Raw genomic sequence first — 18,244 nt, forward strand, 5'->3', positions numbered from 1 at the left:
TTCTCTCGAATCCTCCGCAGTTTTCTGTTTTTTTTATCGGCCCTGTTCAAGCCAGGCGCAGCCCCCACGGGACACCCCGCAAGGGTAAACCGGCAAGCAGGCATTTTGACTCCACTGTGGCGGGCAATCCGCTGCGGTGTGTTTTTAACGGCCATTTCGGCCCAATGGATTTCAACCCCATGTCTTCCGTTTCCACTACCGCCACCGGCGGCGAAAGCTTCGCCGACCTTTTCGCACAAAGCCTCAAGAGCCAGGACATGAAGTCCGGCGAGGTCATCAGCGCCGAAGTCGTGCGCGTCGACCACAACTTCGTCGTCGTCAACGCCGGCCTGAAGTCCGAAGCGCTGATCCCCCTGGAAGAGTTCCTGAACGACCAGGGCGAGCTCGAAGTGCAACCTGGCGATTTCGTCTCGGTGGCCATCGATTCCCTGGAAAACGGCTACGGCGACACCATCCTGTCGCGTGACCGCGCCAAGCGCCTGTCGGCCTGGCTGCAACTGGAAAAGGCCCTGGAAAACGGCGAACTGGTTACCGGCACCATCACCGGCAAGGTGAAGGGCGGCCTGACCGTCATGACCAACGGCATCCGCGCGTTCCTGCCGGGTTCGCTGGTGGACCTGCGTCCGGTCAAGGACACCACCCCGTACGAAGGCAAGACCCTCGAATTCAAGGTCATCAAGCTCGACCGCAAGCGCAACAACGTCGTTCTGTCGCGTCGCCAGGTGCTGGAAGCCAGCATGGGCGAAGAGCGCCAGAAGCTGCTCGAAACCCTGCACGAAGGTGCTGTGGTCAAGGGCGTGGTCAAGAACATCACCGACTACGGCGCGTTCGTGGACCTGGGCGGCATCGACGGCCTGCTGCACATCACCGACATGGCCTGGCGCCGTGTGCGTCACCCCTCCGAAGTCCTGCAAGTGGGTCAGGAAGTCGAAGCCAAGGTGCTCAAGTTCGACCAGGAAAAGAGCCGCGTCTCCCTGGGCGTCAAGCAGCTGGGCGAAGATCCGTGGGTGGGCCTGGCTCGCCGCTACCCGCAAGGCACCCGCCTGTTCGGCAAGGTCACCAACCTGACCGACTACGGCGCGTTCGTTGAAGTCGAAGCCGGCATCGAAGGCCTGGTGCACGTCTCCGAAATGGACTGGACCAACAAGAACGTCGATCCGCGCAAGGTCGTGACCCTGGGCGAAGAAGTCGAAGTCATGGTCCTGGAAATCGACGAAGACCGTCGTCGCATCTCGCTGGGCATGAAGCAGTGCCGCCAGAACCCGTGGGAAGAGTTCGCCACCAACTTCAAGCGTGGTGACAAGGTCCGCGGCGCCATCAAGTCGATCACCGACTTCGGCGTGTTCGTCGGCCTGCCCGGCGGCATCGATGGCCTGGTTCACCTGTCCGACCTGTCGTGGACGGAAACCGGCGAAGAAGCCGTGCGCAACTTCAAGAAGGGCGACGAGATCGAAGCCGTGGTTCTGGGCATCGATACCGACAAGGAGCGCATCTCGCTGGGCATCAAGCAGCTGGAAGGCGACCCCTTCAACAACTTCGTTGCCACGTTCGACAAGGGCGCCGTTGTTCCGGGCACCATCAAGTCGGTCGAAGCCAAGGGCGCTGTTGTCACGCTGTCCGTGGACGTTGAAGGCTACCTGCGCGCTTCCGAGATCTCCTCGGGCCGCGTTGAAGACGCCACCACCGTTCTGACCGCCGGCGAGAACATCGAAGCCATGATCGTCAACATCGACCGCAAGACGCGTTCGATCCAGCTGTCGATCAAGGCCCGCGACAACGCCGAAACCGCCGAAACGATCCAGCGCATGTCCGACGCCAGCGCTTCGTCCGGCACCACCAACCTCGGCGCGCTGCTGAAGGCCAAGCTGGACCAACAGCGCAACGACGGTTAATTCGTGACCAAGTCGGAGCTGATCGCCGCCTTGGCGGCCCGCTATCCTCAGCTGGCCGCCCGCGACACCGATTACGCGGTCAAGACCGTGCTCGACGCAATGACCCAGGCCCTGGCCTCGGGTCAGCGCATCGAGATCCGCGGTTTTGGCAGCTTCTCGCTGTCGCAGCGGTCTCCCCGCATCGGTCGCAATCCGAAATCCGGCGAACAGGTGCTGGTGCCTGGAAAACAGGTGCCGCACTTCAAGGCGGGCAAGGAATTGCGCGAGCGGGTGGACTTGGCCGGCGGCAATGACGAGGACGCTCAATCTTCTGGATCGAGTGAACCGATGCCGTCGATGGTGAGTCTGCACGCCATGCATTGACGGCACGGCAGTAAGGCCGCCTTCGGGCGGATCGGACCGAGAACCTAGCCCCTTGAGCAATCAAGGGGCTTTGTTTTTTGGCGCCAGGCGGGATCCGTCGCTTACAATTGATAGTCTTGAATTCTTTGGAGCATGCGCCATGCGCTACCTAGTCTGGGCCCTGCGATTGCTCGTGTTTGTTGCAGTATTGATGTTCGCGTTGAAAAACACGGATCCGGTCGCCGTGAAGTTCTACGCCGATTACGTGGTGCAGGACGTGCCCCTCATCGTTGTGATGCTGGTCGTGTTCGTCTTGGGCGCCTTGTTTGGCTTGTTGCTGACCGTGCCCGCCGCCATGCGCCGCCGCCGCGAAGCCATGCGCCTGCGCCGCGAGCTGGACCGTGTCCAGGCCGCCGTCGCCGGCACCACGCCCGCCGTGCCGCCGGAGGCCGTGGCCCCGATGTCGCCGCTGTGATGCCGTTGCGTCAGCACTGAATCCCTTTCCGCACTGAATTACCGCAAGAGCCCGCATAGTGGATTTTGAACCTTGGTGGTTGATTTTCGTGCCGGTATTGTTCGCGCTGGGCTGGCTGGCCGCGCGCTTCGATATCCGGCAAATGCTGCGGGAAACCCGCAGCCTGCCCGACTCCTATTTCCGCGGGCTGAACTTCCTGCTCAATGAAGAGCCGGACCGCGCCATCGACGCCTTCGTCGAAGTGGCCAAGCTGGACCCGGAAACCACCGAGCTGCACTTTGCGCTGGGCAGCCTGTTCCGCCGCCGGGGCGAAATGGAGCGCGCCATCCGCGTGCACCAGAGCCTCCTGAACCGTTCCGACCTGCCCGCCGCCGAACGCGAGCATGCGCAGCACGAGCTGGCGCAGGATTTCCTCAAGGCCGGCATGCTGGACCGCGCCGAAAACGGCTTCGAGCAGCTCAAGGACACCCGCTACGCCTTGCCCGCGCTGCGTTCGCTGATCCGCATCTACGAATCCGAGCACGATTGGCCGCGCGCCATCGAAGCCGTGAAGACGCTGCAGGGCCTGGTCGACGAGCCGGTGCCGCAGCTCGTGCACTATTACTGCGAACAGGCGCAAACCGCGCTGTCGGCCAAGCCCGCCGACATCGACGCGGCCCACAAGGCGCTGGATGCCGCCGACCATGCCTTGTCGACCATCGATCCGGCGTCGAGCAAAGGCGCCATGGTGCGCACCGCCATGCTGCGCGCCCGCCTGGCCCTGATCGAACAGGACCCGAAGCGCGAACGCCTGTACCTGGAGTCGATCATGACCGACGCTCCCGAGTACGCCGGCCTGGTGGCCGAGCAGGTCCTGGCGAACTACCGCGCCGCCAATCAGGAAGCGGCCGGGCTCGACGTGCTGCAGAAGCAGTATGCGCGCCATGCGTCGCTGGACCTGTTCAACGTGCTGTTCCGCGAACTGCGCGCCCAGCAGGGCTCCGCGCCGTCATGGGCATTTGCCCGCAATGCCTTGCGCAGCCATCCGTCGCTGCTGGGGCTGGACCGTCTGCTGGAGGCCGAGCTGGCCAATCCGGAAAGCGGCGCCGAGCAGGCGCCAGTGCCGGGCGCCGACCTGACGTTGTTGCGCAGCCTGATCCACAAGCATACGCAGCGGCTGGACCGCTACGCATGCCGCAGTTGCGGTTTTCAGGCGCGTCGCTTTTACTGGCAATGTCCCGGCTGCAACGCCTGGGAAACCTACGCGCCGCGCCGCTTGGAAGAACTTGAATGAATGCATTTCCCGCCGAAGCCATTTCGCATAGCCGCGTCCTCGTGGTGGGCGATGTGATGCTGGACCGGTACTGGTTCGGCGAAGTCGAACGCATTTCGCCCGAAGCGCCGGTGCCCGTGGTACGCGTGGCGCGCCGCGAAGACCGCCTGGGCGGCGCGGCCAACGTCGCGCGCAACGTGGCGGCCCTGGGCGGCCATGTGACCTTGGTCGGCGTGCTGGGCGAAGACGAGGCGGGCGACAGCGTCCGGCGCTTGTCCGCCGAAGCCGGCATACAGGCCGAGCTGGTCGCCGATCCGTCCTTGCACACGACCTTGAAGATGCGCGTGCTGGGCCGCCAGCAGCAGCTGCTGCGCGTGGACTTCGAACAGCATCCGGCACAGGCCGCGCTGGACAACGTCGATGCCGCTTTCGCGCGCCATCTGGCCAATCACGACATCGTCGTGCTGTCCGACTATGCCAAGGGCGTGCTGGCGCGGGTCGAATCGCTGATCGCGCTGGCCCGCAACGCCGGCGTGCCGGTGCTGGTGGACCCGAAGGGTCACGATTACACCCGTTACCGCGGGGCGACGCTCGTCACCCCCAACCGCTCGGAAATGCAGGAGGCCGTGGGCCGCTGGAGTTCCGAGGCCGAACTCACCGATCGCGCGCAGCGCCTGCGCGCCGACCTGGATCTGGAAGCCTTGCTCGTGACCCGTTCCGAGCAGGGCATGACTTTGTTTACCGACGCGGGACGCGACCACATCGACGCGCAGGCGCACGAAGTGTTCGACGTGTCCGGCGCAGGCGACACCGTGCTGGCGACGCTGGCCGTGTCGCGCGCCATCGATCTGCCGTGGGTCGACGCGATGGGCTGGGCCAACAAGGCCGGCGGCATCGCCGTGGGCAAGCTTGGCACGTCCATCGTCACCGCCGCGGAATTGGCAGGAGAACTCTCATGATCGTCGTTACCGGAGCCGCGGGCTTCATAGGCAGCAACCTGGTGCGCGGGCTCAACCGCCGCGGCATCAAGGACATCATCGCGGTCGATGACCTGACCGAAGGCGACAAGTTCGTCAACCTGGTCGATTGCCAGATCGCGGACTACATGGACAAGGACGACTTCCGCCGCCGCGTCCTCGACGGCAGCCTGCGGGAAGTGCGTGCCGTGCTGCACCAGGGCGCGTGCTCGGACACGACCGAGCGCAACGGCCGCTACATGCTCGACAACAACTACCGCGTCACGCTGGAGCTGTTCGAGTTCTGCCAGGAGCGCCGCATTCCGTTCCTGTACGCCTCGTCGGCGGCGGTCTACGGCGGTTCCTCGATCTACGTGGAAGACCCCGCCAACGAAGGCCCGCTGAACGTCTACGGCTATTCCAAGCTGCTGTTCGATCAGGTCCTGCGCCAGCGCATGGACAGCCTGACCGCACAGGTGGTGGGCCTGCGCTACTTCAACGTCTACGGTCCGCACGAACAGCACAAGGGCCGCATGGCTTCGGTGGCGTTCCACAACATGAACCAGTTCCTGGAGCATGGGCACGTGCGCCTGTTCGCGGGCTGGGACGGCTACGTGGATGGCGGCCAGAGCCGCGACTTCATTTCCGTCGAAGACGTGGTCGCGGTCAACCTGCATTTCCTGGACCACCCCGAGCAGTCGGGTATTTTCAACTGCGGCACGGGCCGCGCGCAGCCCTTCAACGATGTGGCGGCCGGCGTGGTCAATGCGCTGCGCGCGGAGCGCGGCGAAGCCGAGCTGACGCTGGCGCAACTGGTGGAACTGGATCTGATCCGCTACATCCCGTTCCCGGACGACCTGAAAGGGCGCTATCAGAGCTACACGCAGGCCGATGTCACGCGCCTGCGCGCAGCGGGGTTCCAGGCGCCGATGCGCGATGTGCGGACCGGCGTCACCGAGTACGTGCGTTACTGGCGCGCCCGCAAGTAAGTCTGCGCCACTGCGCCGGGTCTGCAAGAAAAGCCACCGTTCGCGGTGGCTTTTTTTCGCCTGGCGGTTTGCCGGGGCGGATGTTTCCATTCACTGCGCCGCCGTGGCGGGGCGCGCCGCCCGCATGATCTGAGCGTGGCGTGACAGCCGTTGCGCCAGACACCTGGGAGACCCTCCATGAATCCATTCCTTCAATCCGCCGCTGCCCACCCGGCCCCTTTTGCCAGATGGCGCAGGGTGCGCGCCACCCTTGCTTCCGGCGCCCGGCCGCGCCCTTTGCGGCAGGCCTTGGGCGCGCTGCTGGTAACGGCGGGCCTGGGCCTGGCCGCGCCGCAGGCGCACGCGGTGGACCTCAACCAGGCCAATGCCCAGCAGCTCGAAGGCGTCCGGGGCATCGGCCCGCGCATGGCGGAAATCATCATCAAGGAGCGCGAACGGGGCGGCAAGTTCGAATCCTTGAACGACCTGGCTGAACGCGTGCGCGGCATCGGCCCGAAGAAGGCGCAGGCCCTGCAAGAGGCCGGCCTGCAGGTGGCAGGGACGGGCCCTCAGGCCGGGCAGGGCGATACGGCGGCCAAGCCGGCGCAGGGCAAGCCGGCTGCGGGCAAGGCCGAAGCCAAATCCGAAGCGAAACCGGCGGCGTCCCAGCCCGCGGCCCGCGCCCGGCCCTGAGCGCGTCGCGCGCCGCGCGGGTAGCCCTGGCGGGAGCGCGGCTTTTGGCGGCGCGCGCCGCCAGGCGGGGTTATCATCGTCCGCATGACTACTACCTATCCCACTATCGAGCAAACCGTCGGCAATACGCCGCTGGTGCGCCTGCAGCGCATTCCCGGGGCCGCGGGCGCCGCCCGGGGCAATGTCATCCTGGCCAAGCTGGAGGGCAACAACCCCGCCGGCTCCGTGAAGGACCGTCCGGCCCTGTCGATGATCGCCCGCGCGGAAGAGCGCGGCGACATCAAGCCGGGCGACACCCTCATCGAGGCGACCAGCGGCAATACCGGCATCGCGCTGGCCATGGCTGCCGCCATGCGCGGCTACCGCATGATCCTGATCATGCCGGACAACCTGTCGGTGGAACGCCGCGCGGCCATGACGGCTTACGGCGCCGAGCTGATCCTGACGCCCGCGGACAAGGGCGGCATGGAATACGCCCGCGACCTGGCGTCGGCCATGCAGGCGGACGGCCGCGGTCTGGTGCTGGACCAGTTCGCCAACCCCGACAACCCCCGCGCCCACATCGAAACCACCGGGCCGGAAATCTGGAACCAGACCGAAGGGCGCGTTACCCACTTCGTGAGCGCCATGGGCACCACCGGCACCATCATGGGCGTGTCGACCTACCTGAAGTCGCGCAACCCCGCAGTGCAGGTGGTGGGCGCGCAGCCCGCCGAAGGATCGTCGATCCCGGGCATCCGCAAGTGGCCCGAAGCCTATCTCCCCAAGATCTTCGATCGCAGCCGGGTGGACGCCTATGAATCCATCGAGCAGGCCGAGGCCGAACAGATGGCGCGCCGGCTGGCGGCGGAAGAAGGCATCTTCGGCGGAATTTCATCGGCGGGCGCGCTGGTTGCCGCCCTGCGCGTGGCCGAACGCGTCAACGACGCCACCATCGTGTTCATCGTGTGCGACCGCGGCGACCGCTACCTGTCCACGGGCGTCTTCAACTGAACGCCTGATCGCCGTCGGGCAGAACAAAACCGCCATGCCGGGTTTGCCGGGCATGGCGGTTTTTCATTGGTCGGGCGCGGCGTGCGCCCGTGTTTCTTGCGCACTTATTCGGGCTGGATGCCGGCGTCCTGCATCACCTTGATCCAACGCTCGCTCTCCGCCAGGTTGAAGGCTTCGGCTTCCTGGTAGCTCATGGTGCTGGGCAGCGTGCCTTGCGACTTCAGCGCTTCAACCACCTTGGGCGATTGCGAGGCTTCGATCATGACCTTGTTCAGCTTGGCGATGATGGGCTGCGGCGTGTCTTTGGGCGCCCACATGCCGTACCAGGTGACGATGTCGAAGCCGGGCAGGACGCTTTCCGCGATGGTCGGCACGTCGGGCAGTTCGGCCAGGCGGGTCTTGGTCGTCACGGCGATCGGGCGGATCTTGCCGCTCTGGATCAGCGGGAGAGCCGGCGCCAGCGGCGCGTACATCAGGTCCACGTGGCCGCCCGCGACGTCGGTCAGGGCCGGGCTGCTGCCGCGGTAGCCGACATGGGTGATCTTGGCCTTGGTGGAGGTATTGATCAGTTCGCCCGCCAGGTGCGGCAAGGTGGCCACGCCGGGGGATGCGAAGGTCAGCGAACCGGGCTGGGCCTGGCCCTGCTTGATCAGTTCGCCGAAGGTCTTGAACTTCGAGTTGGGCGGGACGACGGCCACCATCGGCACCGTGCCCAGCACGCCCACCATCTTGAAGTCCTTGATCGGGTCAAAGCTCAGATTCTTGAACTGGGCCGGATAGATGCCCTGCACCGACGGGTTCATCAGCAAGGTGTAGCCATCCGCCGGCGCCTTGGCGACCTGGGCCGTGCCGATGGTGCCGCTGGCCCCCGCGCGGGTTTCGATCACCAGCGGCTGACCCAGGATCTCGCCCATCTGGACCGCGATCAGGCGGCCGACCACGTCCGTCGGTCCTCCTGCCGCCCAAGGCATGATCACGCGGATGGGCTTGTCCGGATAGTCCGCCTGCGCGTAGGCGGTTGCTGCCGGCACGGCCGCCGTGGCGATCGCCGAGCAGGCCGCGGCGAGGAAGGTGCGTTTGTTCATCTACTGTCTACTCCTACAAAGGTGAGATTGGCCGAGGGCAGCGCTGCTTGCAGCATCGCCTTGACCTCGGCCAGCTGTTTCCCCGTGGTGGCTTCGTTCTTCAGCATCCGGCTCAGCGGGCCGGCCACCACGATGGCAAAGGGTTGTTCGTATGCGCGGAATCCGAGCGAAATGGACATCACGTCCTCGACGTTCTCGCCCACCGAGCGCTGCCAGCCGCGCGCCATGCCCGCCTCCAGGTCGCGGTCGAAGGCTTCCCGGCTGGTGAGCGTGCTGTCCGTGTAGGCGGCAAAGCCGCTGTAGGCCTTGAACCACTTCTGCCGTTCTTCCTGCGACAGCACCGATAGCAGCGCCTTGCCGGAGCTGGTGGCGTGCACCGCCTTGAAGCCGCCCGGCTGATGCGAGAAGCGGATGGTCTGCTTGGACTCGGCGACGATCAGGTACACGACCTTGTCGTCGGCCAGCTTGGCCAGCAAGGCCGTCTCGCCCGTCAGGTCCCGCACCCGGGCCAGCACCGGCTCGATCACCGCGTTCAGCGGGTCGCTATGGCAGATCAGGGTGGCCACGTGTATCAGTTTCTGGGTCGGGTAATAGCCGTGCTTCTTGCCGATTTCGTAGAGATAGCCGCGCGCCACCATGGTCTTCAGCAGCCCATGGCAGCTCGACAGCGGAATCCCCATCTGGGCAGCGATCTCGCTGTACAGCAGGGGCTTCTGCTCCTCCGCAAAAAGGTTCAGCACATCCAGCACTCGGCCAGCAGTTTTCACATCCATGATGTTAGTATCCTATACGTGATAAATTTATGTCAAACAGCATTCAATCGACCAGGAGTTGCAACGCATGAGATGGAAGAACCGTCCTGAGGGATCGAACTGGGGAGATTTCGGGCCTGACGACCAGCGAGGTTGCCTGAATTACATCACCCCCGCGAACGTGCTGAGCGGCATGCGGGAAGTGCGCGAAGGCCTGAGCTTCTGCCTGTCGCTGCCGCTGGATTACCCGGGCGGCAACGGCGTGAACGTGCGGCGCCACCCGCCCAAGCTGCGGCCTACCGAGAGGGACGGCGACCAGTACCTGAATTTCCCGCTGGGACGCCTGCGTCCCGGCTGCGTCGACGTGCTCAGCGACGACATCGTCGAAATGAGCTTGCAGTATTCGACGCAATGGGATTCGCTGGCCCACGTGGGCGCGCTGTTCGACGCCAATGGCGACGGCCTGCCCGAGCGCGTCTACTACAACGGCTACCGGCCCAACGAGCACGTGGTGGGTCCGGTGGACTACGACGTGGGCAATGGCTATGCCAAGACCGATCTGGGCCAGGGGCCGGCCTCCAACGCCAAGAAGCTGGACATCACCCAGTTGGCCGAATCGTGCCTGCAGACGCGCGGCGTGATGGTCGATCTGGCGCGCCACTACGGACGGGAGCAGAAGTCGGTCGGCTATGACGAGCTGATGCGCATCCTGGACGCGGACCGGATCGAGATCGAGCAGGGCGATATCGTGCTGTTCCATACGGAATTCGGCGACGCCCTGCTGGAAAAGAACCGCGAGCCGGATCCCCATACGCTGCACGAGATCTGCGCCGGCCTGGACGGCAGCGACGAGAAGCTGCTGCAGTGGATCACCGACTCGAAGGTGGCGGCCATGGCCTCGGACAACCACGCCTTGGAAATCTATCCCACGCAGAAGCCCAATGCCTGCTGCGCGGCGCTGCCTCTGCACCACCACTGCATTTTCAAGCTCGGCCTGCCGATAGGCGAGATGTGGTACCTGGGGGCGCTGGCGCGCTGGCTGACGGCCAACGGCCGCAGCCGCTTCCTGCTGACGGCGCCGCCGCTGAACCTGCCTGGCGCCGTGGGTTCGCCCGTGACGCCGGTTGCGACGGTGTAAAGCGCAGGACCGCGGCGCCTGGCGCCGCGGGTCCTGCGGGCTTCAGCGGCCCACGCGCGCTTCGATCTCGCTTGCCAGATCCGCTACCGAGGTCGCGTAGAAGTAACTGCGGTTGTACTTGGTGAGCGCGAAGAAGTTGGGCGTGCCGACGCGATATTGCGCCGTGCCTCGGGCCTCCTCGACCAGGTCGACCACGCCCAGCGGCTGGCTGCCCCAGCCCGAGGCCGATGCGCCTGGCTGCAGGCGGGCGCCGGCGGCTGTGAGCGTGCCCCAGCTTTGCTTGGGTTCCAGTCCGCCGTCGACGAGCGCGGTGGGATCGGCAGGCAGCACCACGGGTGCGAACACCGGCAGGCCGCGCTGCCAGCCGTGCTGCGACAGGAAGCTGCCCACGGACATGATGGCGTCGCGGGTGTTGTTGCTCAGGTCGATATGGCCGTTGTCGTCGCCGTCCACCGCGTAATGCATGACGCTGGTGGGCATGAACTGGGGCATGCCGATGGCGCCGGCGTACGAGCCGCGGGTTTCCAGGTCCAGCTTGTCTTTCATGACCAGGGTCAGGAAGTCGGCAAGCTGGCCGCGGAACATGGTGGCGCGCTCGGGCTTGGCGGGGTCCGGATAGTCGAAGGCCAGCGTCGTCAGCGCATCCAGCACGCGGAAATTGCCCATATTGCGGCCGTACAGCGTTTCCACGCCGATGATCGAGGCAATCACCGGCGCCGGAACGCCGAAGCGCTGCGCCGCCTGGTTGAGCAGGTCGCGGTTCTCGTTGTAGAACTCCACGCCCCAGCCGATGCGCTTGGGTTCGACGAAGCGCGAGCGGTAGGTCAGCCAGCTGCGCCAGATCTTCTTGCCCGGGGGCGACGGCGCGATCAGGCGCGCGACGGTGGCGTTGTAGCGCGAACCGGCCAGCGCGGCGACCATGGGGTCCAGCGGCAGTTGGCGCTCGGTGGCCAGGTTTTCCACGAAAGTGCGGACTTCAGGCCGCAACGTGCCATTGGCGGCCAGCGCGGCGGGGGCGTCGTCCGCCAGTTCGGATCCAGGTGTCGGCGCGCTGGGTCCGATGCGGATGGGGGCCGGGGTTGATTCGGCGGCCGGCTGGCCGGCGACGGTGTTGGGTGCAGAGGGGGCGGTGGTGGAGCAGCCCGCCAGCAGGGCGGAGAGCGTTCCGAGTTGCAGTAATCGCCGACAGATGAACATAATCTTCCTTATGGAGACCATGTATCTTACCCACCCGGCATGCCGCCTGCATGAAATGGGCAGTTGGCATCCCGAAAGCCCCCAGAGGCTGGACGCCATTTCAGACCAGTTGCTTGCCAGCGGCTTGATGCCTTACCTGGACGACCGCCAGGCGCCGCAGGCATCCCGCCATGACATATTGCGGGTGCACACTGTCCAGTATCTGAACAGTTTGCGTGAACATACGCCGGAGCAAGGGTATTTCCCTATCGATCCGGATACGCTGATGAATCCCCATACCTACGAAGCCGCCCTGTACGCGGCCGGGGCAGGGGTGGCCGCGGTGGATGCGGTGATGGGCGGAGAGGCCCGCACGGCCTTCTGCGCGGTGAGGCCCCCGGGGCATCACGCCTGCCGTTCCCAGGCCATGGGATTCTGCTTTCTGAACAACGTCGCTATTGCGGCGCAGCATGCGCTGGACTTCCACGGCCTCTCGCGCGTGGCCATCGTCGATTTCGACGTGCACCACGGCAACGGCACCGAAGACATCTTCGCCGGCAACGACCGGGTGCTGATGTGCAGCTTCTTCCAGCATCCGTTCTTTCCCAATAGCGGCGCCGAGAGTCCCGCTTCGAACATGCTGAACGTGCCCGTGGCCGCGTACACCGGCGGGGCGGCGGTCAGGACCATCGTCACCGATACCTGGCTGCCGGCGCTGGAAGCGCACCGGCCCGAACTGATCCTGGTATCGGCCGGTTTCGACGCGCATCGCGAGGACGACATGGGCCAGATGGGCCTGGTCGAGGCGGATTACGCCTGGATAACAGAACAGCTCGTGGAGGTGGCCGAGCGCCACTGTCAGGGGCGCATCGTCAGCACGCTGGAAGGCGGTTACAACTTGTCCGCCTTGGGCCGCAGCGTGGTCGCCCATATACGAGCGCTGGCGAAGCTGTAGAATCGAGAAAAAATTGTGCAATGCGATCCCGGCGCATGCCGGGTAATTATTTTCCATTTGGAGGCAGCGGGATGAAGGTTTTGGTACCTGTCAAACGCGTCGTTGACTACAACGTCAAGGTGCGCGTCAAGTCTGATCAAACCGGCGTGGATATCGCCAATGTGAAGATGTCCATGAACCCCTTTGACGAGATCGCCGTCGAGGAAGCGACCCGCCTGAAGGAGAAGGGTGCTGTCGCCGAGGTCGTGGCGGTTTCTTGCGGCGTTGCGCAATGCCAGGAAACGCTGCGCACTGCCATGGCCATCGGCGCCGACCGCGGCGTGCTGGTCCAGACCGATGCCGAACTCCAGCCGCTGGCCGTGGCCAAGCTGTTGAAGGCGCTGGTCGACAAGGAACAGCCGCAGCTGGTGATCCTGGGCAAGCAAGCCATCGACGACGATGCAAACCAGACCGGCCAGATGCTGGCCGCGCTGCTGGACTGGCCGCAAGCCACGTTCGCCAGCAAGGTCGAGCTGGCCGATGGCAAGGTCACGGTCACGCGCGAAGTCGACGGCGGCCTGGAAACGCTGACGTTGAAGCTGCCCGCCATCGTCACCACCGACCTGCGCCTGAACGAGCCGCGCTACGTCACGCTGCCCAACATCATGAAGGCCAAGAAGAAGCAGCTGGACACCGTCACGCCTGAAGAGCTGGGTGTGGACGCCGCGCCGCGCCTGAAGACGCTGAAGGTCAGCGAGCCGCCCGCCCGCAAGGCCGGCATCAAGGTGGCCGATGTCGCGGCCCTGGTGGACAAACTCAAGAACGAAGCGAAGGTGGTCTGAACATGACGACGCTGGTTATTGCCGAACACGATAACGCCCAGCTCAAGGGCGCAACCCTGAACGCCGTCGCCGCCGCCGCCAAGATCGGAGGCGACGTGCACGTGCTGGTCGCCGGCGCCAACGCGCGCGCCGTGGCCGACCAGGCCGCCGCCGCCGCCGGCGTGGCCAAGGTCCTGCTGGCCGACGCGCCGCAACTGGCCGACGGCCTGGCCGAGAACGTCGCCGCCCAGGTGCTGGCCGTGGCCTCGGGCTACAGCCACATCCTGTTCCCCGCGACCGCCTCGGGCAAGAACGTGGCACCCCGCGTGGCTGCCAAGCTGGACGTGGCGCAGATCTCCGACATCATCGGCGTGGAATCGGCCGACACCTTCCAACGCCCGATCTACGCCGGCAACGCCATTGCCACGGTGCAGTCGGCCGATGCCGTCAAGGTCATCACCGTGCGCACCACCGGCTTTGACGCCGTGGCCGCGCAGGGCGGTTCGGGTGCGGTGGAAGAAGTCGCCGCCGTGGCCGATTCGGGCCTGTCCACCTTCGTGGGCCGTGAAGTCGCCAAGAGCGACCGTCCGGAACTGGCTGGCGCGCGCGTCGTCGTCTCCGGCGGCCGTGGTCTGGGCAGCGCCGAAAACTTCAAGATCCTGGATCCGCTCGCCGACAAGCTGGGCGCGGCGCTCGGCGCCTCGCGTGCCGCGGTCGACGCCGGCTACGCGCCTAACGACTGGCAAGTCGGTCAGACCGGCAAGATCGTTGCCCCGCAACTGTACGTCGCGGTTGGTATCTCGGGCGCCATTCAGCATCTGGCCGGCATGAAGGATTCGAAGGTCATCGTGGCCATCAACAAGGATCCGGAAGCGCCGATCTTCGGCGTGGCCGATTATGGCCTGGTGGGCGATCTGTTCCAGGTCGTGCCCGAACTGACCGGCGCGCTGTAAGCCACAACGCGCAGCCGTATCGAAGGCCCGCCAGCTTCGCGCTGGCGGGCTTTTTTATTATTTTGACGCGAGGACTACACATCTTGTGATTTCAGTATTCCAAATCTTTTGATTTCTCGAAAGATTCTGATAATGTGTTCCGCGCGCAGCTAGATTCGCGCAAGTGCTTGGCCTGTACAGAACGAAGGAGATTCGGGATGGAATGGTTCTTTGACACTCTGCGAAAATATCCGGAACTTGCGATATTCCTTACCCTCGGTCTCGGGTACTGGATAGGCGCCAAGAAACTCTTCGGATTCAATCTGGGAGCCGTGACTGGCACGCTGCTGGTCGGCGTGCTGGTGGGACAGCTCAATATCACGATCGCTCCCGTCCTCAAGCAGGTCTTCTTCCTGCTCTTCCTCTTCGGTCTGGGTTACGGCGTCGGACCGCAGTTCTTCCGAGGGATGAAAAGCGACGGCCTTCCGCAGGTCATCTTTGCCGTCATTATTTGCGTGATCTGCCTGTTGGTGACATGGGCGACAGCCGTAGGCTTCGGCTTCGATGCCGGCACCGGCGCAGGCCTGCTGTCAGGGGCCCAAACCATTTCCGCGGTCATGGGCGTGGCGACGGACACCATCAACGGCTTGGGCATAGACGCAGCAACCAAAAAGAAATGGATTGACAGCATTCCCGTCGCGTACGCGGTCTGCTACATCTTCGGCACGGTTGGAAGCGCCTGGATCCTGGCATCCCTGGGCCCGAAGCTGATGCGCGTGGACATCGTCAAAGAATGCCAGGAATACGAAGCCAAGATGTCGGGGGGCGCCGACTCGATGGAGTTGTCGGGCTACCGCAAGTTCATCGCGCGCGCCTACAAGCTGGACCGCGAGGAATTCGCCGGCAAGACGGTGGGAGAGCTGGAGTCCCGCTTCGTCGAGGCCCGGGTGTTCGTGGAGCGCATCCGGCGCGGCGACCAGATCATCGACAGCGATGCCAAGACGGTGCTGCAGCAAGGCGACGTGCTGGGCGTGACCGGCAGGCATGATGCGTTGGTTACGCAGGCCGCCGGCATCATCGGCACCGAAGTCGAGGACCGCGACCTGATCAACATGCCCGCCGAGGTCGTCGAAGTCGTCTTGACCAACAAGAACATCGCCGGCAAGACCATCAAGGAAATCGCCGACAGCGAAGCGGGCCGCGAACTGGGACGCGGCGTGTTCCTGCGCAAGGTCGTGCGCGGCGGCCACGACATGCCGATCAACTGGGGCTTGAAGCTTGACCGCGGCGACCGCCTGTTCGTGCTGGGCGCCAAGCGCGACGTAGAACGCGTGGTCGGCCGGCTGGGCTACGTGGATCGCGCCACCAGCCAGACCGACATGGTCTTCGTCGGCTTCGGCATTCTGCTGGGCGGCCTGTTCGGCTCTCTGGTGCTGACCGTGGGCGGCGTTCCCGTCACCTTGTCGACCTCCGGCGGCGCGCTGATTTCCGGCCTGATCTTCGGCTATCTGCGTTCGGTGCATCCGACCTTCGGCCGTGTGCCGGAACCGGTGCACTGGTTCCTGACATCGGTGGGGCTGACGACGTTCGTCGCGGTCGTGGGTATATCGTCAGGGCCGGGATTCGTGCTGGGCTTCCAGCAATTGGGCGCCAAGCTCTTCATCGCGGGCATCATCGCCACCAGCGTTCCGATGATCGTGGGCGTGTACATTGCGCGGTATGTATTCAAGTTCCATCCCGCCATTGCGTTGGGAGTCTGCGCCGGAGCCCGGACCACCACCGCGGCCATCGGCCAGATAACTGAAACGGCGAAGAGCCAGGTGCCTGCCCTGGGCTACACGGTTCCTTACGCCATCGGCAATACCCTGCTCATCATCTGGGGGATTGTCATCGTCATGCTCATGTCCTAGCAGAACGCCCCGCCAGCCCCGCGCTTGCGGGGCGTTTTGCAAGCGCGCCGGCGCGGCCGGCGACGCTCAGCGCCTGTCACCATGCAAACCAGGAGTACTGAACAATGGCTTCCACCGCGCCTCTTACCGTCAGCCTGGCTTCGGCCTTGAAAACCACCCGTTCGCGCCAACGCGACCTGGAGCAGCTTTCTCCGTTTGAACTCAAGGACTACCTGATCACGCTGGCCAAGGACAACCAGCACACCGCCGCGATCACCATGCTGAACGCGGGCCGCGGCAACCCTAACTGGATCGCCACCGAACCGCGCGACGCCTTCTTCCTGATGGGCCAGTTCGCGATGAAGGAAGCGCGCCGCGTGCGCGACGAGTCCATCCTGGCGGGCATGCCGGCCAAGAAGGGCTGCGCCGACCGGATGCGCAAGTTCCTGGCCAAGCACAAAGGCATGGACGGCTACGATTTCCTGGTCGGCGTGCTGGAGTACGGCGTCAAGGTCAAGGGCTTCGACCCCGACGCGTGGGTCCATGAACTGACGGACAGCATCATCGGCGACAACTATCCCGTGCCGCCGCGCGCGCTGGTCCATCTTGAACAGATCGTGCACGATTACCTGATCAAGGAAATGTGCGACGGCCGTCCGCCCAAGGGCAAGTTCGACCTGTTCCCGGTCGAAGGCGGCACGGCGGCCATGTGCTACATCTTCGATTCGCTGATGCAGAACGGCCTGCTCAAGCAGGGCGATACCATCGCGCTGTTCCTGCCGACCTTCACGCCCTATATCGAGATCTCGCATCTGGAGCGCTTCCAGTTCAAGATCGTGCCGATCAACGCCAGCAGCCTGCGGGCCGACGGCACGCACGACTGGCACTATCCGGCGTCCGAAATCGCCAAGCTCGAGAATCCCAAGATCAAGCTGGCGGTCACGGTCAACCCCAGCAACCCGCCGTCGGTGGCGTTCAGCCCGGTCGAGATGAAGCAGATCGTGCGCCTGATCCGCAAGAATCCGGACCTGGTGCTGGTGACGGACGATGTCTATGGCACCTTCGTGCCGAACTTCCGCTCGCTGATGGCGGAAGTGCCGCACAACACCATCTGCGTGTACTCGTTCTCGAAGAACTTCGGCTGCACGGGATGGCGCCTGGGCGTGATTGCGACCCATGAAAAGAACACCATGGACCGCCGCATCGCCGAATTGCCTGCATCCTGGAAACAGCGCCTGAACAAGCGCTATGGCGCCATGACGATGGAGCCCGAAAAGCTCAAGTTCATCGACCGGCTGGTGGCCGACAGCCGCAACGTCGCGCTGAACCACACCGCGGGCCTGTCCTTGCCGCAGCAGGTGCAGATGGGATTCTTCGCGCTGTCGCACCTGATGGACCTGAAGGACTCCTACAAGCACCTGACGATGAAGATCGTGCGCGCGCGCCGCGATGCCTTGTGGCGCGGCCTGGGCATACCCATGCCGCCCGAAGATCCGATGCGCGCCTGGTACTACGTCGAGCTGGATTTCATGGTCTGGGCCAAGATCACGTACGGCGATGCGTTCTGCAAGTACATGATGGCCAACTACGAGCCGGTCGACTTCCTGTTCCGCCTGGCCGAGAAATCCGGCGTGGTGCTGATGGACGGCGGCGGCTTCGGCGGTCCGCCATGGTCGATCCGCGTGTCGCTGGCGAACCTGGACGACGGCGACTACGCCAAGATCGGCAAGCATATGGTCGAAGCCGCCACCGAGTACGTCGAGGCGTGGAAGGCCGGCGAACTGGTGCGTTCGGGCCCGACGGCCGGCAAGGGCCAGACCACGAAGGCGCCCGCGGCCAAGCGCAAGGCGGGCAAGACCGCGGCAGCCAAGAAAGCGGTCAAGAAGGCAGTGAAGAAGGCCGACACGGCGGCGAAGTCCGCCAAGAAGGCCGTGGCGCGCAAGTAG

The 18,244-nt window shown here is 64.8% G+C and carries 17 protein-coding genes; 14 read left to right on the forward strand and 3 right to left on the reverse strand.

The features are described from left to right. Positions 1-179 precede the first annotated feature (179 nt). The 8 genes from rpsA to cysM all read left to right on the forward strand — a co-directional run bounded on the left by rpsA (position 180) and on the right by cysM (position 7,571). Positions 180-1,892 carry a 30S ribosomal protein S1 gene (rpsA, locus tag IB259_RS20310; protein ID WP_026382780.1) on the forward strand — a complete coding sequence of 571 codons (1,713 nt, stop codon included), beginning with the start codon at positions 180-182 and terminating at the stop codon, positions 1,890-1,892. A 3-nt stretch (positions 1,893-1,895) separates the two neighbouring features. Then, on the forward strand, positions 1,896-2,255 hold the full coding sequence (locus tag IB259_RS20315) for an integration host factor subunit beta (protein ID WP_013392394.1): 360 nt from the start codon (positions 1,896-1,898) through the stop codon (positions 2,253-2,255). A gap of 139 nt (positions 2,256-2,394) precedes the next feature. Then, positions 2,395-2,709, forward strand: coding sequence for a lipopolysaccharide assembly LapA domain-containing protein (locus IB259_RS20320; RefSeq protein ID WP_013392395.1), 315 nt, complete (start codon positions 2,395-2,397; stop codon positions 2,707-2,709). A gap of 58 nt (positions 2,710-2,767) precedes the next feature. After that, complete coding sequence (lapB, locus tag IB259_RS20325) at positions 2,768-3,982, forward strand: lipopolysaccharide assembly protein LapB (RefSeq protein WP_054450896.1); 1,215 nt, start codon at positions 2,768-2,770, stop codon at positions 3,980-3,982. Then, positions 3,979-4,920, forward strand: a complete 942-nt coding sequence (gene rfaE1 / locus IB259_RS20330; protein ID WP_054450899.1) for a D-glycero-beta-D-manno-heptose-7-phosphate kinase — start codon at positions 3,979-3,981, stop codon at positions 4,918-4,920. Before lapB ends, rfaE1 begins: the two co-directional genes overlap by 4 nt. Continuing rightward, positions 4,917-5,906: an ADP-glyceromanno-heptose 6-epimerase gene (rfaD, locus tag IB259_RS20335; RefSeq protein WP_054450903.1), complete on the forward strand. Its 990-nt coding sequence runs from the start codon at positions 4,917-4,919 to the stop codon at positions 5,904-5,906. The genes rfaE1 and rfaD overlap by 4 nt, the downstream gene beginning before the upstream one ends. A 177-nt stretch (positions 5,907-6,083) precedes the next feature. Beyond that, a complete protein-coding gene (locus IB259_RS20340; RefSeq protein WP_119450900.1) occupies positions 6,084-6,578 on the forward strand; it encodes a helix-hairpin-helix domain-containing protein in 495 nt (164 codons plus the stop codon). Between the two features lie 84 nt (positions 6,579-6,662). After that, positions 6,663-7,571, forward strand: coding sequence for a cysteine synthase CysM (cysM, locus tag IB259_RS20345; RefSeq protein ID WP_041655288.1), 909 nt, complete (start codon positions 6,663-6,665; stop codon positions 7,569-7,571). A gap of 104 nt (positions 7,572-7,675) precedes the next feature. Here cysM and IB259_RS20350 read toward each other — a convergent pair whose 3' ends face one another. After that, complete coding sequence (locus IB259_RS20350) at positions 7,676-8,656, reverse strand: tripartite tricarboxylate transporter substrate binding protein (RefSeq protein ID WP_054450908.1); 981 nt, start codon at positions 8,654-8,656, stop codon at positions 7,676-7,678. Continuing rightward, positions 8,653-9,429: an IclR family transcriptional regulator gene (locus IB259_RS20355; protein ID WP_054450911.1), complete on the reverse strand. Its 777-nt coding sequence runs from the start codon at positions 9,427-9,429 to the stop codon at positions 8,653-8,655. Before IB259_RS20355 ends, IB259_RS20350 begins: the two co-directional genes overlap by 4 nt. Before the next feature lie 67 nt (positions 9,430-9,496). Between IB259_RS20355 and IB259_RS20360 the strand changes: the two genes are divergently transcribed. Then, complete coding sequence (locus IB259_RS20360) at positions 9,497-10,546, forward strand: cyclase family protein (protein ID WP_175162843.1); 1,050 nt, start codon at positions 9,497-9,499, stop codon at positions 10,544-10,546. Positions 10,547-10,588: 42 nt separating this feature from the next. On the opposite strand, the gene mltB is transcribed toward IB259_RS20360, so the two are convergent. Next, positions 10,589-11,743 carry a lytic murein transglycosylase B gene (gene mltB, locus IB259_RS20365; protein WP_119450899.1) on the reverse strand — a complete coding sequence of 385 codons (1,155 nt, stop codon included), beginning with the start codon at positions 11,741-11,743 and terminating at the stop codon, positions 10,589-10,591. A 10-nt stretch (positions 11,744-11,753) separates the two neighbouring features. Here mltB and IB259_RS20370 point away from each other — a divergent pair, with 10 nt between their 5' ends. From IB259_RS20370 to IB259_RS20390, 5 genes are all read left to right on the forward strand, one after another. After that, complete coding sequence (locus IB259_RS20370) at positions 11,754-12,677, forward strand: histone deacetylase family protein (RefSeq protein ID WP_082400679.1); 924 nt, start codon at positions 11,754-11,756, stop codon at positions 12,675-12,677. A gap of 71 nt (positions 12,678-12,748) precedes the next feature. Next, positions 12,749-13,498 carry an electron transfer flavoprotein subunit beta/FixA family protein gene (locus IB259_RS20375; protein ID WP_013392406.1) on the forward strand — a complete coding sequence of 250 codons (750 nt, stop codon included), beginning with the start codon at positions 12,749-12,751 and terminating at the stop codon, positions 13,496-13,498. Between the two features lie 2 nt (positions 13,499-13,500). Further along, on the forward strand, positions 13,501-14,430 hold the full coding sequence (locus IB259_RS20380) for an electron transfer flavoprotein subunit alpha/FixB family protein (protein WP_054450918.1): 930 nt from the start codon (positions 13,501-13,503) through the stop codon (positions 14,428-14,430). 197 nt (positions 14,431-14,627) lie between these two features. Further along, positions 14,628-16,319 carry an aspartate-alanine antiporter gene (gene aspT / locus IB259_RS20385; protein WP_054450920.1) on the forward strand — a complete coding sequence of 564 codons (1,692 nt, stop codon included), beginning with the start codon at positions 14,628-14,630 and terminating at the stop codon, positions 16,317-16,319. Positions 16,320-16,423: 104 nt separating this feature from the next. Then, the gene (locus IB259_RS20390) at positions 16,424-18,244 is read left to right on the forward strand and encodes a bifunctional aspartate transaminase/aspartate 4-decarboxylase (protein WP_119450897.1); all 1,821 of its coding nucleotides are present in this window, start codon (positions 16,424-16,426) and stop codon (positions 18,242-18,244) included.

The organism is Achromobacter sp. ACM04 (assembly GCF_014851465.1).
GTDB classification, from domain to species: domain Bacteria; phylum Pseudomonadota; class Gammaproteobacteria; order Burkholderiales; family Burkholderiaceae_B; genus Achromobacter; species Achromobacter aegrifaciens.

Excerpts from the sequence above, each read along its gene's own strand:
- rfaE1 (WP_054450899.1), top strand. The coding sequence starts at position 3,979 with ATGAATGCATTTCCCGCCGAAGCCATTTCGCATAGCCGCGTCCTCGTG.
- IB259_RS20375 (WP_013392406.1), top strand. The coding sequence starts at position 12,749 with ATGAAGGTTTTGGTACCTGTCAAACGCGTCGTTGACTACAACGTCAAG.
- IB259_RS20360 (WP_175162843.1), top strand. The coding sequence starts at position 9,497 with ATGAGATGGAAGAACCGTCCTGAGGGATCGAACTGGGGAGATTTCGGG.
- IB259_RS20350 (WP_054450908.1), bottom strand. The coding sequence starts at position 8,656 with ATGAACAAACGCACCTTCCTCGCCGCGGCCTGCTCGGCGATCGCCACG.
- rpsA (WP_026382780.1), top strand. The coding sequence starts at position 180 with ATGTCTTCCGTTTCCACTACCGCCACCGGCGGCGAAAGCTTCGCCGAC.
- IB259_RS20380 (WP_054450918.1), top strand. The coding sequence starts at position 13,501 with ATGACGACGCTGGTTATTGCCGAACACGATAACGCCCAGCTCAAGGGC.
- IB259_RS20370 (WP_082400679.1), top strand. The coding sequence starts at position 11,754 with ATGGAGACCATGTATCTTACCCACCCGGCATGCCGCCTGCATGAAATG.
- IB259_RS20320 (WP_013392395.1), top strand. The coding sequence starts at position 2,395 with ATGCGCTACCTAGTCTGGGCCCTGCGATTGCTCGTGTTTGTTGCAGTA.
- IB259_RS20390 (WP_119450897.1), top strand. The coding sequence starts at position 16,424 with ATGGCTTCCACCGCGCCTCTTACCGTCAGCCTGGCTTCGGCCTTGAAA.
- cysM (WP_041655288.1), top strand. The coding sequence starts at position 6,663 with ATGACTACTACCTATCCCACTATCGAGCAAACCGTCGGCAATACGCCG.
- aspT (WP_054450920.1), top strand. The coding sequence starts at position 14,628 with ATGGAATGGTTCTTTGACACTCTGCGAAAATATCCGGAACTTGCGATA.
- rfaD (WP_054450903.1), top strand. The coding sequence starts at position 4,917 with ATGATCGTCGTTACCGGAGCCGCGGGCTTCATAGGCAGCAACCTGGTG.
- mltB (WP_119450899.1), bottom strand. The coding sequence starts at position 11,743 with ATGTTCATCTGTCGGCGATTACTGCAACTCGGAACGCTCTCCGCCCTG.
- IB259_RS20355 (WP_054450911.1), bottom strand. The coding sequence starts at position 9,429 with ATGGATGTGAAAACTGCTGGCCGAGTGCTGGATGTGCTGAACCTTTTT.
- IB259_RS20340 (WP_119450900.1), top strand. The coding sequence starts at position 6,084 with ATGAATCCATTCCTTCAATCCGCCGCTGCCCACCCGGCCCCTTTTGCC.